The organism is Acidimicrobiia bacterium, from assembly GCA_036271555.1.
GTDB lineage: Bacteria > Actinomycetota > Acidimicrobiia > IMCC26256 > PALSA-610 > DATBAK01.
On the sequence record DATBAK010000020.1, the window covers coordinates 21,438 to 35,303 of the forward strand.

At 70.1% G+C, this 13,866-nt stretch carries 14 protein-coding genes; 8 read left to right on the plus strand and 6 right to left on the minus strand.

Going from position 1 to position 13,866, the window contains the following annotated elements; all coding sequences use genetic code 11:
• Nucleotides 1-132: 132 nt before the first annotated feature.
• From VH914_06795 to VH914_06815, 5 genes are all read left to right on the plus strand, one after another.
• A complete protein-coding gene (locus VH914_06795) occupies nt 133-1,017 on the plus strand; it encodes an aminoglycoside phosphotransferase family protein (protein ID HEX4490897.1) in 885 nt (294 codons plus the stop codon).
• 29 nt (nt 1,018-1,046) lie between these two features.
• Nucleotides 1,047-1,922 (plus strand): Ku protein, encoded by an 876-nt coding sequence (locus VH914_06800; protein ID HEX4490898.1) that lies wholly within the window; start codon nt 1,047-1,049, stop codon nt 1,920-1,922.
• 33 nt (nt 1,923-1,955) lie between these two features.
• Nucleotides 1,956-3,515 (plus strand): non-homologous end-joining DNA ligase, encoded by a 1,560-nt coding sequence (gene ligD, locus VH914_06805; GenBank protein ID HEX4490899.1) that lies wholly within the window; start codon nt 1,956-1,958, stop codon nt 3,513-3,515.
• A gap of 74 nt (nt 3,516-3,589) precedes the next feature.
• Nucleotides 3,590-3,799 (plus strand): hypothetical protein, encoded by a 210-nt coding sequence (locus VH914_06810; GenBank protein HEX4490900.1) that lies wholly within the window; start codon nt 3,590-3,592, stop codon nt 3,797-3,799.
• Nucleotides 3,800-4,177: 378 nt separating this feature from the next.
• A complete protein-coding gene (locus tag VH914_06815; GenBank protein ID HEX4490901.1) occupies nt 4,178-4,870 on the plus strand; it encodes a DUF222 domain-containing protein in 693 nt (230 codons plus the stop codon).
• A gap of 106 nt (nt 4,871-4,976) precedes the next feature.
• On the opposite strand, the gene VH914_06820 is transcribed toward VH914_06815, so the two are convergent.
• The gene (locus VH914_06820) at nt 4,977-5,357 is read right to left on the minus strand and encodes a hypothetical protein (protein HEX4490902.1); all 381 of its coding nucleotides are present in this window, start codon (nt 5,355-5,357) and stop codon (nt 4,977-4,979) included.
• 183 nt (nt 5,358-5,540) lie between these two features.
• Here VH914_06820 and VH914_06825 point away from each other — a divergent pair, with 183 nt between their 5' ends.
• Entirely contained in the window at nt 5,541-7,145 is a 1,605-nt protein-coding gene (locus tag VH914_06825) for a peptidase S8 (GenBank protein HEX4490903.1), read from the plus strand.
• Nucleotides 7,146-7,151: 6 nt separating this feature from the next.
• Here VH914_06825 and VH914_06830 read toward each other — a convergent pair whose 3' ends face one another.
• From VH914_06830 to VH914_06840, 3 genes are read right to left on the minus strand one after another with little or no spacing between them, the layout of a single operon-like run.
• Nucleotides 7,152-8,285, minus strand: a complete 1,134-nt coding sequence (locus VH914_06830; GenBank protein HEX4490904.1) for an FAD-dependent oxidoreductase — start codon at nt 8,283-8,285, stop codon at nt 7,152-7,154.
• An 18-nt stretch (nt 8,286-8,303) separates the two neighbouring features.
• Complete coding sequence (locus VH914_06835) at nt 8,304-8,720, minus strand: MarR family winged helix-turn-helix transcriptional regulator (protein HEX4490905.1); 417 nt, start codon at nt 8,718-8,720, stop codon at nt 8,304-8,306.
• Nucleotides 8,720-10,027, minus strand: coding sequence for a chloride channel protein (locus tag VH914_06840; GenBank protein ID HEX4490906.1), 1,308 nt, complete (start codon nt 10,025-10,027; stop codon nt 8,720-8,722). Before VH914_06840 ends, VH914_06835 begins: the two co-directional genes overlap by 1 nt.
• Nucleotides 10,028-10,137: 110 nt before the next feature.
• Between VH914_06840 and VH914_06845 the strand changes: the two genes are divergently transcribed.
• Both VH914_06845 and VH914_06850 read left to right on the plus strand, forming a co-directional pair.
• Entirely contained in the window at nt 10,138-10,572 is a 435-nt protein-coding gene (locus VH914_06845) for an MscL family protein (GenBank protein ID HEX4490907.1), read from the plus strand.
• A 204-nt stretch (nt 10,573-10,776) separates the two neighbouring features.
• Nucleotides 10,777-12,168, plus strand: coding sequence for a hypothetical protein (locus tag VH914_06850; protein HEX4490908.1), 1,392 nt, complete (start codon nt 10,777-10,779; stop codon nt 12,166-12,168).
• Nucleotides 12,169-12,339: 171 nt separating this feature from the next.
• Here VH914_06850 and VH914_06855 read toward each other — a convergent pair whose 3' ends face one another.
• On the minus strand, nt 12,340-13,221 hold the full coding sequence (locus tag VH914_06855; GenBank protein ID HEX4490909.1) for an SDR family oxidoreductase: 882 nt from the start codon (nt 13,219-13,221) through the stop codon (nt 12,340-12,342).
• A 111-nt stretch (nt 13,222-13,332) separates the two neighbouring features.
• Nucleotides 13,333-13,821, minus strand: a complete 489-nt coding sequence (locus VH914_06860; protein ID HEX4490910.1) for a carbonic anhydrase — start codon at nt 13,819-13,821, stop codon at nt 13,333-13,335.
• Nucleotides 13,822-13,866: the final 45 nt, after the last annotated feature.

Sequence of the window (13,866 nt, forward strand, 5' to 3'; positions counted from 1 at the left end):
CGTGTCCCGCGGCGCGCCGAAGTGGGGCGGGTGACGTCTCGTGTCCGGCTGTGCCGATCGTGCAACGCGGTGGAATTCGGCGGCCGCTTCGCCGGCGAAGCGGAAGAATCGGCGGCCGTGTCTCATTCGAGAATGCACACCGACGAGGTCGAGATCGACGACGACCTCGTACGCGCGCTGCTCTCGCAGCAGTACCCCGAATGGGTGAGGCTGCCGCTCGAGCGCGTCGAATCGGCCGGCACCGACAACGCGATCTATCGACTCGGTGACGAGCTCGTCGTGCGGCTCCCGCGCATCGGATGGGCCGTGCACCAGGTCGAGATCGAACGCGAGTGGTTGCCGCGTCTCGCGCCGTCGTTGCCGCTCGAGATCCCGACACCCGTCGCGACCGGCGCGCCCGGCGCGGGCTATCCGTGGGCGTGGGCCGTACACCGCTGGATCCCGGGCGAGAACTTCGCGCTCGGTCGCGTCGAAGGTCTCGATGCCGCGGCGCGCGACGTCGCGCACTTCCTCGTCGCGTTGCGCACGATCGACGCGACCGACGGACTCCCCGCGCGCGCCGGACAACGCGGCGCGCCACTCGCGCCGCGCGATCCCGATACGCGCGCCGCGCTCGAAGCGCTGCGCGACGAGCTCGACGTCGACGCCGCGCTGCGCGTCTGGGGCTCCGCGCTCGCAGCGGGTGAGTGGGGGCGCGCGCCGGTGTGGTTCCACGGCGACATGCTCCCCGGCAACGTCATCGTGCGCGACGGTCGTGTCCGCGCCGTCATCGACTTCAGCGCGGTCGGCGTCGGTGATCCCGCGTGCGACCTGATGATCGCGTGGGCGCTGTTCTCGGGCGAGAGTCGCGCGCGTTTCCGGCGCGCGGTCGATGTCGACGACGCGACGTGGGCGCGCGGGCGCGGTCATGCGCTCTCGCAGGCCGCGCTCTTCATCCCCTACTACCGCGACACGAACCCGCTCGGCGTCGCGCGTGCCCGCCACCTGATCGCCGAGGTGCTCGCCGATCCCGACTGAACCGGTGGCGGGGCGGGTATCGCACGGAGATGCCTCGATCGATCTGGACGGGCTCGATCAGCTTCGGGCTCGTCAGCATCCCGGTCCGCCTGTACTCCGCGATCCACGAGCACGACGTGCACTTCCACCAGCTCGCGCCCGACGGCTCGCGAATCCACTACGAGCGCGTCTCGGAGAAGACCGGCAAGGCCGTCGACTACGACAACATCCGTCGCGGGTTCGAGACGAGCAAGGGTCACTACGTCGTCTTCGACAAGGGTGAGCTCGACGACCTCCAGCCCGCGTCGACGAAGACGGTCGACATCGAGGACTTCGTCGGGCTCGCGGAGATCGACCCCGTGTACTACGAGCGCACCTACCTGCTCGCGCCCGACGGCGAGGGGGCGGCGAAGGGTTACGCGCTGCTCGCGTCGGTGATGGACGACACGCAACGCGTCGCGATCGGCAAGGTCGTGATGCGCGAGAAGCAATACCTCGCCGCGATCCGTCCGTACGGCAAAGGCCTCGCGCTCTCGACGATGCGGTTCGCCGACGAGGTCGCGGCACCCAAGAGCGTCGACGTCTTCCCGACGCGCACGGCCAGCGTGAAGCCGCGCGAGAAGAAGATGGCGAAGCAGATCGTCGACTCGATGGCGGGTGCGTGGGATCCGACGCGCTACCACGACGACTACGAGGAACAGCTGCGCGCCATCATCAAGGCGAAGTCGAAGGGCGAGACGATCGAGGCCGAGCCGCAGGAGCAGACCGCACAGGTGATCGACCTCATGGACGCGCTGCGCGCCAGCCTCGACCGCAAGCCGTCGCGGGCGCGACGTTCCGCGAAGAAGACGGCCGCGAAGAAGCCGGCGAAGCGGACCGCGGCGACGCGACAGCCGGCGAAGAAGCGGGTGCGGAAGAGCGCGTAGATTCGGCGCACGCCTGCTCGAGCGAGGTACGCAATGACGCTGGCCCGCTACAACGACAAGCGCGACTTCGGGCGCACACCGGAGCCCAAGGGCGCGCTCGGCGACGCGCCCGGGTGGCGCTTCGTGATCCAACGGCATCGCGCGCGCCGCCTGCACTACGACTTCCGTCTCGAGGCCGCAGGCGTGCTCGTGAGCTGGGCGGTGCCGAAGGGCATCACGCTCGATCCCAAGGCGCGCCATCTCGCGGTGCACGTCGAGGATCACCCCGTCGACTACATCGACTTCGAAGGCGTGATCCCCGCGGGCGAGTACGGCGGCGGCGACGTGATCGTGTGGGACCGCGGCACGTGGGAGCTCGACAAGGGCGACGACCCGATCGCGGAGGTCGAGGCCGGCGAGGTGCACGCGGAGCTGCACGGCGAGAAGATCCGCGGGCGCATCGTGCTCATCCGCACGAAGGAGCAGGGCGGAAAAGAGCAATGGCTCGTCCTGCACAAGAAGGACGACCACTCGGTCGAAGGCTGGGATCCGGAAGCGCATCCGCGCTCGGTGATCAGTGGTCGCACGAACGACGAGGTCGCCGCGCATCCCGACCGCGTGTGGACCACGACCGGATCGGTCACCAGCGCGTCGGCCGACTTCGCGGGCGCGACCGACGACGAGCTCGCGGCGCTCGACGCGCTCGGGGCGAAGGGCCACTGGGAGCTCCAGGGTCGCGAGCTCGCGCTGACGAACCTCGACAAGGTGCTGTTCCCGGCGCGCGGTCGCGGCAAGGGCGTCACGAAGCGCGATCTCGTGCGCTACGCCGCGACGATCGCGCCGGTGATGCTCCCCTATCTCGCGAGCCGCCCGCTCAACCTGCACCGCTATCCGAACGGCGCGGGCACGAAGGGGTTCTGGCAGAAGGCTGCGCCCGACTACGCGCCCGAATGGATCCCGCGCTGGCGCAACGAGGACGCCGACGCGGGTGAGAGCGAGGCGTACCTCGTCGCCGACAGCGCGCCCGCACTCGCGTGGCTTGCGAATCACGGCGCGCTCGAGTTGCACCCGTGGACGTCGACGGTCTTCGACGCGCACCAACCGACGTACGCGCTCATCGATCTCGATCCCGGCGAGCACACGACGTGGGACGAGCTGCTCATGCTCGCGCGCCTGCACCGAACCGCGCTCGAGCACCTCTCGGTGCGCGGCTACCCGAAGGTCACGGGACAGCGCGGCATCCAGATCTGGATCCCGATCGAGCCGGGCCCGACGTTCGACGAGACGCGCGACTGGGTCGAGCAGCTCTCACGCGCGGTCGGCGCGACCGTGCCCGACCTCGTGAGCTGGAGTTGGCAGAAGGACGCGCGCCACGGGCTCGCGCGGCTCGACTACACGCAGAACGCGATCAACAAGACGCTCGTCGCGCCGTACAGCACGCGACCTGCGGCCGGTGCCCCGGTGTCGGCGCCGATCGAGTGGGACGAGCTCGACGACCCCGGCCTCACGCCCGACCGCTGGACGATCCGCGACATCGGTGAGCGCATCGCGGCGATCGGCGACCCCATGGCCGGGGCGCTCGCCGACCCGCAACACCTGCCCGAGCTTCGCTGATCCGCGGGCACATCGCGCCCGGATTCATTGGGTTTTTGCTTGTTGTCGAACGTGTGTTCGTGTATGGTCGTCGCATGGCAACGGTGGTGCTCGAGCGATTACGCGCCGCGATCGACGAGCTCGCCGGCGAAGCCATCGAGGCCGCGCCGCAGAGTGAGTCGGTGATCGCGCTGGCGCGGGAGATGGCGCGGCTCGATGCCCAGCTCGCGCGGCGACTCTCGGAGGTCGATCGGTCGGGTGAGTGGTCGCTCGACGGGGCGCGTTCCGCGGCGGGGTGCTCGTGAAGCACACGCGTTGCGGGTCGGGTGAGGCGCATCATCGGGTGAAGGTTGCGCGTCAGCTCGGGCAGATGCCGATCGCGAGTACGGCGTGGGAGCGCGGGGAGATCGGGAGCTCGCACGTCGCCGCGCTGGCGAGGGTGCGCCACGCCGCGGCCGCGGACGCGGCGTTCGCAGTGTTCGAGCCCGCGCTGGTCGACACGGCGCGCGCCGGCCGGCCGGACGATGTCGTCAATGTGGGGAAGCAATGGCGTGACGCGCTCGATGACGCGTTGGATCGCGACGGCGCCGCACCCGTGGATCGTGAGCACGAACGCCGCGGCGTGCAGTTCTCACGCGCGCTCGACGGCATGGGACTCCTCCACGGCACGTTCGACTCCGAGGGTGCCGAGATCGTGGAGAAGGGCCCTGAAACGCAGTTACGACCGGGCCCACGCGGCCGGCGATCCGCGCACTCCGGCGCAGCAGCGCAGCGACGCGATCGTGGAGATCTTCCGTCACTACCTCGACGGCCAACCGCGCGGCACGAACCGGCCGCACATCATCTACGTCGTGAGTGTCGAGACGATCAGCGGTGGGGCGGTCGGGATCTGCGAGACGCTCGACGGCCGCCGCGTCTCCCCCGAGATGTTGCGGCGAATCGCGTGCGATTCGATCGGTCAGCTCCTCATCGTCGACGGCGATGGTGTGCCGCTCGCGATGGGTGGCGCGACGCGGACCTTCACGCCCGACCAGTACCGGGCGATCATGGTGCGCGACGGCGGCTGCCGCTGGCCCGATTGCGACGCCCCACCCCGCGACTGCGAAGCCCACCACGGCAAGGAGCGGGCGCTCGGCGGCTTGACCGATGTCGACAACGGCTCGGCCGCGTGCAGGGGCCGCGGCCACCACCAGCTCGTGCACGAAGGCGGCTGGACCGTGCGCGGCGACCCGAACGGCGAGCTCACCTTCTCCGACCCCGACGGCAACTGCCGCGGGAGTAGCCGACCCCGCAAGCGCCCACCACCCATCCTCACCCGAGCCGGTGAGCTCGCCGCACTCGCACGCGAACGCGCTCGCGCCCTCGCTGCCGCGTGAGCGAACCCAGGCCTCCGATCGACCCGCGGGTCGCGGCGCAGTGTGGGCTCGACGGATGCGACGAGGGGCGCAGGTCTCGCGACGGCCCCCGAGTTCGGATTCCAGATCAGGAGCTGCTCGACTGGTTCGTCCTCACCGCGTACCAGTACAAGTCACGCACGTTGAACGTTCCCGGCACGTTCTTGCGGGAGATGCCTTTCCGCGTCAGCGTTCCGTACATCGTTGTGCCGCACAGTTCGCAGTAGATCGTGATGTCGTTCTTCTGGTTCGACCAAACGAACTTGTAAGCACCCTCGATGAGGCCGGTCCCATCGGCTCTGATCTTCATCTGGCCCCGACCGCGCCAGTCGTTCGGCGGATACTCGACGTGGAGCCGATACGTGCCGACGAACTCCGGCGCATGGGCGGCCGAAGCCGCGCTGACTGCCGCCGGCGCTGCGGTCACGGCAGCCAGGCCGAGAAGCACCGCAAGCACGAGCCGTCGCATCGACACCCCCACCTCGGAACCGCCCCAGGCTAACGGCGCGGCTCGAGCCGGGCCACTGCCGACCGGCGCGACGTTTCGTGCTGGCACCCCTCCGCACGCGGACGCGTGGGCTTAGCATCGGCACGAATCCAGCGGCGGTGGGATACGCAGCGGGAGCGGGGCGTGGGTCGGAAGTGGGCAGCAGTGGCGACGGCGGTCGCCGTGTTCATCGCGTTCGCGGCATCGGTCGGCGTGTCGTCGACCGCCGGCGCGACTCCAACGGTGACTCGCACCGCGGCACAGGCAGCCGGTGCCGGGGCGCGCGCCGCGGGGTGCACCAACGCGCACGGGACGCATCGCGCGCACTGCTACCTCGCGGTCGCGCCTGCGAACGCACCGCGGGCGAGCGCGCGTTCGACGACGACGTGTGCGGTCGACGAGTCCGCGGGCTACACGCCCTGCAACTTGCAGGCCGCGTACGGCCTCACGAAGTTGTCGGCGAGTCACGGGAAGGGCGTCACGGTCGCGGTCGTCGACCCGAACGACGATCCGAGCGCAGAAGCCGATCTCGGCGTGTACCGCGCGACGTACGGGCTGCCGAAGTGCACCACGAAGAACGGCTGCTTCCGCAAGGTCGACCAGGATGGCGTGCAGGGCAGCTACCCGGCGGCCGATCCAGGCGACGCGCAGGAGATCGCGCTCGACATCGACATGGTGTCGGCGGTCTGCCCGCACTGCCACATCCTCCTCGTCGAGGCCGACAGCAACGGCTTCGGCGATCTCGGCACCGCCGAGAACGAAGCGGTGACGCTCGGCGCCAAGGTCGTCTCGAACAGTTGGGGCACGGGCGAGTTCGACGGCGAGACGGGTTGGGACGGCGACTGGGATCACCCCGGTGTCGCGATCACGTTCAGCTCCGGCGACGCCGCGTACGGCGGCGGCGTGCAGTATCCGTCGGCATCGCCGTACGTCACGTCGGTCGGCGGCACGGAGCTCACGCCGGCGACGACCACGCGCGGCTGGACCGAGGCCGCGTGGGTCACGCCGGGGCGGCCGATCACGCAGGGTTCGGGCAGCGGCTGCTCCGCGTACGAGCCGAAGCCCGCGTGGCAGACCGACGCGGGGTGCGCGAACCGCATGACCGCCGACGTGAGCGCGGTCGCGGCCGACGTCCTCAGCTACGACACCTACGGCAGCGGCGGTTGGGTCTACGAGTTCGGCACGAGCGTGTCGTCGCCGATCACCGCCGCGCTCTACGGGCTCGCGAACAACCCGGGCGGTGCCGCGATCCCCGCGTCCGCCGCGTACGCGGCGCGCGCGACCACGCGGCACGACATCACGAAGGGCAAGACCGGCGCGTGCTCACCGCTCTACTTCTGCAAGGCGGCGAAGGGCTACGACGGCCCAACCGGTCTCGGATCGCCGCACGGCATCGGCGAGTTCGTCGTGCCGTACGTCGCGCCACCGACGATCGACGGCGTCGCGTTCACGGGACCGACGTCGGCCCCGACGGTCACGATCAGCGGCTCGAACCTCGGCGCGACCGCGCCGACGGGCTCCGCGATCAACTGCTTCGGTGGCGACACCGGCGACACGTTCGGATCGACGGGCCTGTGGTTCGCCGATACGAATGCGAGCTGGACGGCGGGGCAGGCCGGTGACTGCATCGGCATCGTCCTGCAGTCGTGGAGCACGACGCAGGTCGTGTTCCAGCTCGGCAACGGCTACGACCACTATCAACCGATCGCACACGGCGACGCGATCGAGGTCGAAGCCGAAGGCACGACCTTCGGCGGCTTCCTTCCGTGACGCGCGTCAGTCCGTATTGAACCAGCGGCGGCGCCGCGTCGCGCCGAAGTCCTTCTTCGACTCCGCGAGCTCGAGCGACGGTTCGAGGAACACACCGGTGGGCGTCGGGCCGCCGAGGAAGTTCACCTCGAACTTGGCGACCTCCGCACCGCCGAACTCGATGTAGCAGGTCGCGATACCCGGATACGGCGGCGGCTCGTCGCCGCCCTTCAAGCGGTGCACGAGCACGTCGGCGACCGTGCCGGCCTCGCCCTCGGCGATGACACCGACGCGCGGCACCGGCGCGCTCGTGATGTCGCCCACCGCGTAGACATTGGGGAAGCGCGTCGCGAACGTCTTCGGGTCGACCGGGATCCAGCCGTCGACGGTCAACCCCGACTCCACGACGACGGGCGGCGCCTCGTGCACGGGCACGCCCAGGAACAGGTCGTAGTTCAGCGTGCGTCCGTCGCGGAGCGTCGCAGTGTGCGTCGCGGGATCGAGCGCGGTGACGACGGTCTCCGGGCAGAACTCGATGCCGCGCGCCGCGAGCGCACCGAGGATCCCACCGGAAGCTTCCTTCGAGATGGGGATCGGCATCCCCATCGGCGTGAGCACCTTGATCGTCGTCGCGCCGCGCACACCGCGCGACTCGAGGTGGTCGTGCAGCATCATGGCGCACTCGTACGGTGCGGCCGGGCACTTGAAGAACGGCCCGAGCACGCTGACGATCGCGTCGCCGCGGTCGAAGCGCGGGATCACCTCACGCAACCGCTCCGCACCCGCGACCGTGTAGAACTCGTTACCGCCTTCGACGAGGCCGGGCGTGCGTGCCGGCACGATGTCGGCGCCGAGCGCGACCACGAGCACGTCGGCGTCGTACGTTGCGCGATCGGTCGTCACCGTTCGGCGCTCCGGATCGATCGCGGTCACGCTCTCCTGCTTGAACGTGACCGACGGCTTGTCGATGTCGGAGTACGACATGCGCACCGCCTGGCGCGTCTGCCGTCCGTACATGACGTCGAGCTTCGAGTAGCCGAACACGAAGGCGTCGGCTGCGTCGATGAGCACGACCTCCACCTCGTCGGCGACTTCGTCGGACAATCGCGTCGCCAGCTCCAGCCCCGCGAAGCCGGCCCCCAGAATCACGACCCGCTCCATGGCGCGCAATCTAGGCGGTCAGCCCAGTTCGTGGAGGAGGTCGGCCATCTCTTCGCGGAAGCGGCGCAGCTCTTCGCGATGGGCGGCGGAGAGCCGCGCGAGCGCGCGCTCGCCGCGCGCGGTGAGCGTGAGCCGTTGCCGCCGCCGATCGCGCGCATCGGTGTGGCGCTCGATGAGACCGGCTTCGACCGCGCGATCGACGAGCTCGACGGCCGAGTGATGACGGAGCTGCAACCAGTCGGCGACGTCCGACACCGTCGGCGCGCCGTCGTCGAACCCGCGGATCGCGAGCATGAGCTGATGCTGGTTGGGCGTGAGGTCGGCGGCGCGCGCCGCGTCCTCGGAGAAGTGCAGGAACAGACGCAGCGCCCGCCGGAAGCGCGCGAGCACGTGGTACTCGGCGTCGGAGAGCTCGGCGGTGCGACGACGCGTCATCAGTCGTCCGGATGCAGGGGCTCGGGGTCGTAGGTCGTGCCCGTCGAGGTATCCGTACGGCGGCGCTGGCTCTCGATGAGCGCCACGTTCGAGGTGAGCACGAGCGCGACCGCGGCCGCGATCAGCGTCGTCGGCAGCAGCGCGACGCCGGCCATCTCGGTCACGACGAGCACCGATCCGATCGGTGTCTTCGTGACGCCGACATTGCAGGCCGCCATCAACGCGGCCATGAGCACGGCTTCGTTCGTGTCGTGGAACACGATGTGACCCGCCTGTCCGAGGCACGCGCCCATGAAGAAGAGCGGGATGATGAAGCCGCCCTTCCATCCGCTCGACAACGTGACGCTCGAAGCCAGCAGCTTCGCGAGCACGGCGAGCAGGAGGATGTGGAGCGCGAGCGAAGTGGTCGTGAGGTGGCCGAGCTGCGCCTCGCCGAAGGTCAGCGCGTACGGCGACATCCACGCGAGGAACGCGAGCACGACCGCGCCGATCACCGGCCGGCTGATGTCGGGGACGCGCTCGAACACGGCGCGCAGCAGTTGATTCAAATACGTGAACGCGGTCGCGATCACTGCGCCGACGACACCGCACGCGACCGCCCACAACAGATCACCACCGTGCACCGCGCCCGCGGCCGGGAGCTGCCACACCGGCTTCAGGCCGACTCCGGTGATCAGGATGTAGATGGCGTAACCCGTCAGTGAGCCGAACACCGCCGGCATGAGCGCCTCGTAGTACTCGAGGCCGCGCCGGTGCAGGATCTCGCACGCGAACACCGCGGCGCCGAGCGGCGCGCCGAACAGCACGGTGAAGCCCGCGGCCATCCCGGTGATCGTCACGACGCGCACGCTCGCGGTGTCGAGCGAGAAGCGGTTCGCCGCCCAGGAGCCGACCGAACCCGTCGTCTGCACGAGCGGGGCCTCGGGACCGAGTCCGCCGCCCGCGGCGATGCACAGCAACGAGATCGGGATGAGCGCCGGGAGGTCGCGCAGGTCTTCCGCACCACCCGACACGTGGATGTTGTCGACGAGCAGCTCGACGTTGCCGCCGTTACCGAGCGCGTGCGTCAGCACGACGACGCACACCCCGATGCCGACGAGGATGCAGCCGTGAACGAGGAGACCCGAGTGCGTCGGCCACAGGCCATGTTGCAAGAGGTGCAGCAGCGCGAGGTACGCGGCACCGATGCCGCCCCCCAGCAGTCCCGCGGCGAGCGTGATCCAGAACACGCGGCGCGCGGGATTCGCGAACGTCTGCGCAAAGATCCACCGGCCGCGCGCGCGGAACGGATGGGATTCCGAGCTCACGATTCATATCGTAGCACGATATGAATGTGAGCCGGCACGAGCGTTCCGGCATGGCCACCGGTACATTCCGCCTCGTCCGATCCGACGGGCGGAAGTCGAGGAGGCCCACCATGGTCAAGGGGTTCAAGAACTTCCTGATGCGCGGTGACGTCGTCGTCGTCGCCATCGGCTTGATGGTGGCACTGGCGTTCAGCACCCTCATCAAGGCGTTCACCGACACGATCATCACGCCGATCCTGAACCGCTTCCAGGGTGGCGGCGGGATCGGACTCGGCATTCAGCTCGGCCAGAAGAACAACCCGAAGACGTTCGTCGACATCGGCTCGCTCATCTCCGCGGCGGTCTACTTCGTGGTCTTCATGGCCGTCCTGTACTTCTTCATCGTGGTTCCGTACAAGGCGGTCATGGCGCGGAGCGGCGCGAGCGTCTTCGGTGAGCCGGCTCCGGTGAAGACCTGCCCCGCCTGCCTCTCCGACGACCTGCCCCGCGGGGCCGCGAAGTGCCGCTACTGCGGCACGGACCAGCCGGCGACCGCCTCGGCCTGATCGCTCGGGCGCGGCGGGGCGGACGGCGCCGCGCATCTGCTCCGCGCGCCCGGGCGCGCTCCGATAGGACACTCATGAGCCGCGACCCGGCGCGGCGCGACCGCGCGCCGGAGCCCAATCGTCCTCCCCTGCGCCGATCGCGTAGCGTCGCAGCCCTGGACCCCCATGACGAACACCCGGCCCGGCGGGCGGAGCGCCATCTCGATGGAGAGCGATGACGGCGGTCGCGGCGCCGTGAGCGAGTCCGCTCCGCTGTCCCGGCTCGAGCGCGGGCGGCGCCTCGCGGCGCGCGCACCGGTCCCCCAGGGCACGTTCGCCGTCGGCGCGGGCCTGGTCGTCGCGGGGATCGCCACCTACGCGTTCCAGATCCTCGCGTTCCGCAACCTGAACAAGCTCGACTACGGAGCGCTCAACACGCTCTGGGTCGTCGTGTTCGTGCTCGCTCCGGGCATCTTCCTGCCGCTCGAGCAGGAAGTCGGGCGCGCGATGGCGGCGCGCAAGGTGCACGGGCTCGGCGGCGCGCCGATCGTGCAGCGCGCCGGCACGGTCGGCGCCTGGTTCGCCGTCGTGATCACCGTCGCGGTGCTCGTCGTCGCCTTCACGACGTCGCTCGTGTCGCGCTTGTTCGCGGGGCACGTCGGGCTCGTCGTGTGCCTCGTGATCGCGCTGTACACGTTCGGTGTCGAGTACCTCGCGCGCGGCGCGTTCGCGGGCACCGGACACTTCGGCGCGTACGGCGTCAGCATGGCGGCCGAGGCGATGCTGCGACTGCTGCCGTGCATCCCGCTCGCGATCGTCGGCTCCAAGGACCCGGTGTGGTTCGGCCTCTGCCTCGCGGTCCCACCACTGCTCGCGACGGCGATCGCGCTCAAGGGACCGAAGGAGCTCATGCAGCCCGGCCCCGCCGCGCCCTACAAGGAGATCTCGGCGAACCTCGGGTATTTGCTCGGAGGATCACTGTTCGCCCAGGTGCTCGGGTACGCGCCGTTCCTCGGTGCGCAGGCGCTCGCCACGAAGGCACAGCGCACGAAGGTCGCCGACTTCATCGTCGGCCTCTTCCTGTCGCGCATTCCGATCGTGCTCTTCCAGGCCGTGCAGGCCGCGCTGCTCCCGGGACTCACGTCGCTCGTGAGCGCGGGTCGCAGCGACGAGTTCCGAGTCGGCGTGCGCCGCCTCGTGTACGTCGTGGTCGGCATCGGCGTGCTCGGTGTCGCCGGCGGCTGGGTCGCGGGACCGTGGGCGGGCAAGCTGCTGTTCGGTTCGAAGTTCAACCTCGGTCGGGGCGACGTCGCGCTGCTCGCAACCGGCAGCGGGCTGTTCATCCTCTCGCTCACGATGTCGCAGGCGATCATTGCCCTCTCGGGACACGCGCTCACGATGTACGCGTGGCTCGTCGGCCTCATCACGTTCCTCGTCGCGACCGCGGTCTCGACGCACGAGCTGTTCCTGCGGGTCGAGCTCGGTTCGATCGCGGGCGCGGCCGCGAGCCTGTTCGTGATGGCGCTCTTCTTCGTGCGCCGGGTCCGCAAGGGTGTCGCGCCGACCGACCTCGTGCACCTCATCGAACAGCTCAACTACGAGCCCTTGGAGATCTGAGCTCGCTGGTCGGGCTCGCAAGCTCGCCCGCCTCGACGCCTCAGTCCCACCTCGGGCCGGCCGCAGCGCGACCCGCCCGTCCTCGCGGAACGGAACCGCGTCTCGCACGCTCGCCCTCCACTTTGCGACATCCAATGGCCCGTACGGGCATTCAGTGTCGAGAAGTAGCGGCTATCGGCGCTGCGTCTTGCGGCCGCGGCGTTCCCAGCGGCGGGCGCCGGCACCGACCATGACGTCGCGCACGCGGTCGGGGGCGAGCCGCAGCACGTGCCCGAACAGCCGCGCGTCCGGGCCGACGAGGTACCGCGCCTTCGGACGCCGTGCCGTCAGCGCGTGCTCGACCGCGTCCGCCACCTTGCTCGGCGGTACGCCGCGCTCGCGACTCTCGTCGATGAAGCCGCGCGACTGGTCGAGCAACCAGCCGTAACGATCGCGGCCCTCGCCGTCGAGCCGGCGCTCGAGGTCGGCGACGGTCGTGTCGGCCTTCTCCCAGATCGCGGTCGCGACCGCGCCCGGTTCCACGAGCGCGACGCGCACCTTCGTCTTGGCCCGCGCGAGCTCGTGGCGTTGCGTCTCGGCGAGCGCTTCGAGCGCGTGCTTCGACGCGCTGTACGGCGCGAGCCCGGGCGACGCGACGCGCCCGCCGATCGAGCCGATGTGCACGATGCGACCCGAACCCGCGCGCAGCAACGGCATCGCCGCACTCGTCATCGCGACGACACCGAACAGGTTCACCTCGAACACACCCCGCCAGTCGGCGTCGTCGAGGTACTCGACCGGACCGCCCGCGCCGACCCCGGCGTTGTTCACGAGACCCTGGAGCCCGTCACGCGCGATCTCGCCCTGGATCTCGGCGACCACGTCGGCGATCTGCTCGCGATCGGTCACGTCGAGACGGACGGGCCGCACATCGCCGGCGGCGCGCTCGCGCAGCCGGTCACCGTCCTCGGGCTTGCGCACGCCCGCGTAGACCCGCCACCCGCGCTCGGCGAGCCGCACCACACACGCCTCGCCGATGCCGGTCGAGGTCCCCGTCACGAGCGCATTGGGCATGCGCCACTCTCATCCACGCCCGCCCTCGGGGCAAGCGCCGCTCGCGTTCGACGAGCCTCCAATACCGCTCGGAGGGATCGACGGCACCTCAATCGCGACCGTCCCGACCGATCACGCGACCGGGCGGATGCGCCCGGTCTCGACGTCGAACACGAACCCCGCGACGTCGTCGGAGACGACGAACGGCGACCGCTGCAAGCGCGCGATGGATTCGCGCACGCTCGCGTCGGCATCTTGGAACGCCTCGATCGCGAAGCCGGGCCGCTCCCCCGTCGCGGCTTCGAGCTCCGACGCGAACTCGTCGTCACGCAGCTTCGTCATCCCGCAGTCCGTGTGGTGCACGAGCACGATGCCCTTCGTGCCGAGCTTGCGCTGCGAGATCGCGAGCGAGCGGATCACGTCGTCGGTGATCACCCCACCGCCGTTGCGGAGCACGTGCGCGTCGCCGACCTCGAGCCCGAGCAGCGCGAAGAGATCCATGCGGCTGTCCATGCACGCGACGATCGCGAGCGCGCGGCGCGGCCGCAGCGGCCGCGCACCCGGGAATCCATGCTCGACGTAGCGCGCGTTCGCGGCGATCAACTCGTCGGAGAGACTCATGGCCCCGATGGTGACCGCTCCCCCGCGCCTCCGGCCAGTCGGGGA

Bases quoted from the DNA above. Each gene is read 5' to 3' on its own strand.
- VH914_06795 (HEX4490897.1), top strand. From the start codon at position 133: ATGCACACCGACGAGGTCGAGATCGACGACGACCTCGTACGCGCGCTG.
- VH914_06800 (HEX4490898.1), top strand. From the start codon at position 1,047: ATGCCTCGATCGATCTGGACGGGCTCGATCAGCTTCGGGCTCGTCAGC.
- ligD (HEX4490899.1), top strand. From the start codon at position 1,956: ATGACGCTGGCCCGCTACAACGACAAGCGCGACTTCGGGCGCACACCG.
- VH914_06810 (HEX4490900.1), top strand. From the start codon at position 3,590: ATGGCAACGGTGGTGCTCGAGCGATTACGCGCCGCGATCGACGAGCTC.
- VH914_06820 (HEX4490902.1), bottom strand. From the start codon at position 5,357: ATGCGACGGCTCGTGCTTGCGGTGCTTCTCGGCCTGGCTGCCGTGACC.
- VH914_06830 (HEX4490904.1), bottom strand. From the start codon at position 8,285: ATGGAGCGGGTCGTGATTCTGGGGGCCGGCTTCGCGGGGCTGGAGCTG.
- VH914_06835 (HEX4490905.1), bottom strand. From the start codon at position 8,720: ATGACGCGTCGTCGCACCGCCGAGCTCTCCGACGCCGAGTACCACGTG.
- VH914_06845 (HEX4490907.1), top strand. From the start codon at position 10,138: ATGGTCAAGGGGTTCAAGAACTTCCTGATGCGCGGTGACGTCGTCGTC.
- VH914_06850 (HEX4490908.1), top strand. From the start codon at position 10,777: ATGGAGAGCGATGACGGCGGTCGCGGCGCCGTGAGCGAGTCCGCTCCG.
- VH914_06855 (HEX4490909.1), bottom strand. From the start codon at position 13,221: ATGCCCAATGCGCTCGTGACGGGGACCTCGACCGGCATCGGCGAGGCG.
- VH914_06860 (HEX4490910.1), bottom strand. From the start codon at position 13,821: ATGAGTCTCTCCGACGAGTTGATCGCCGCGAACGCGCGCTACGTCGAG.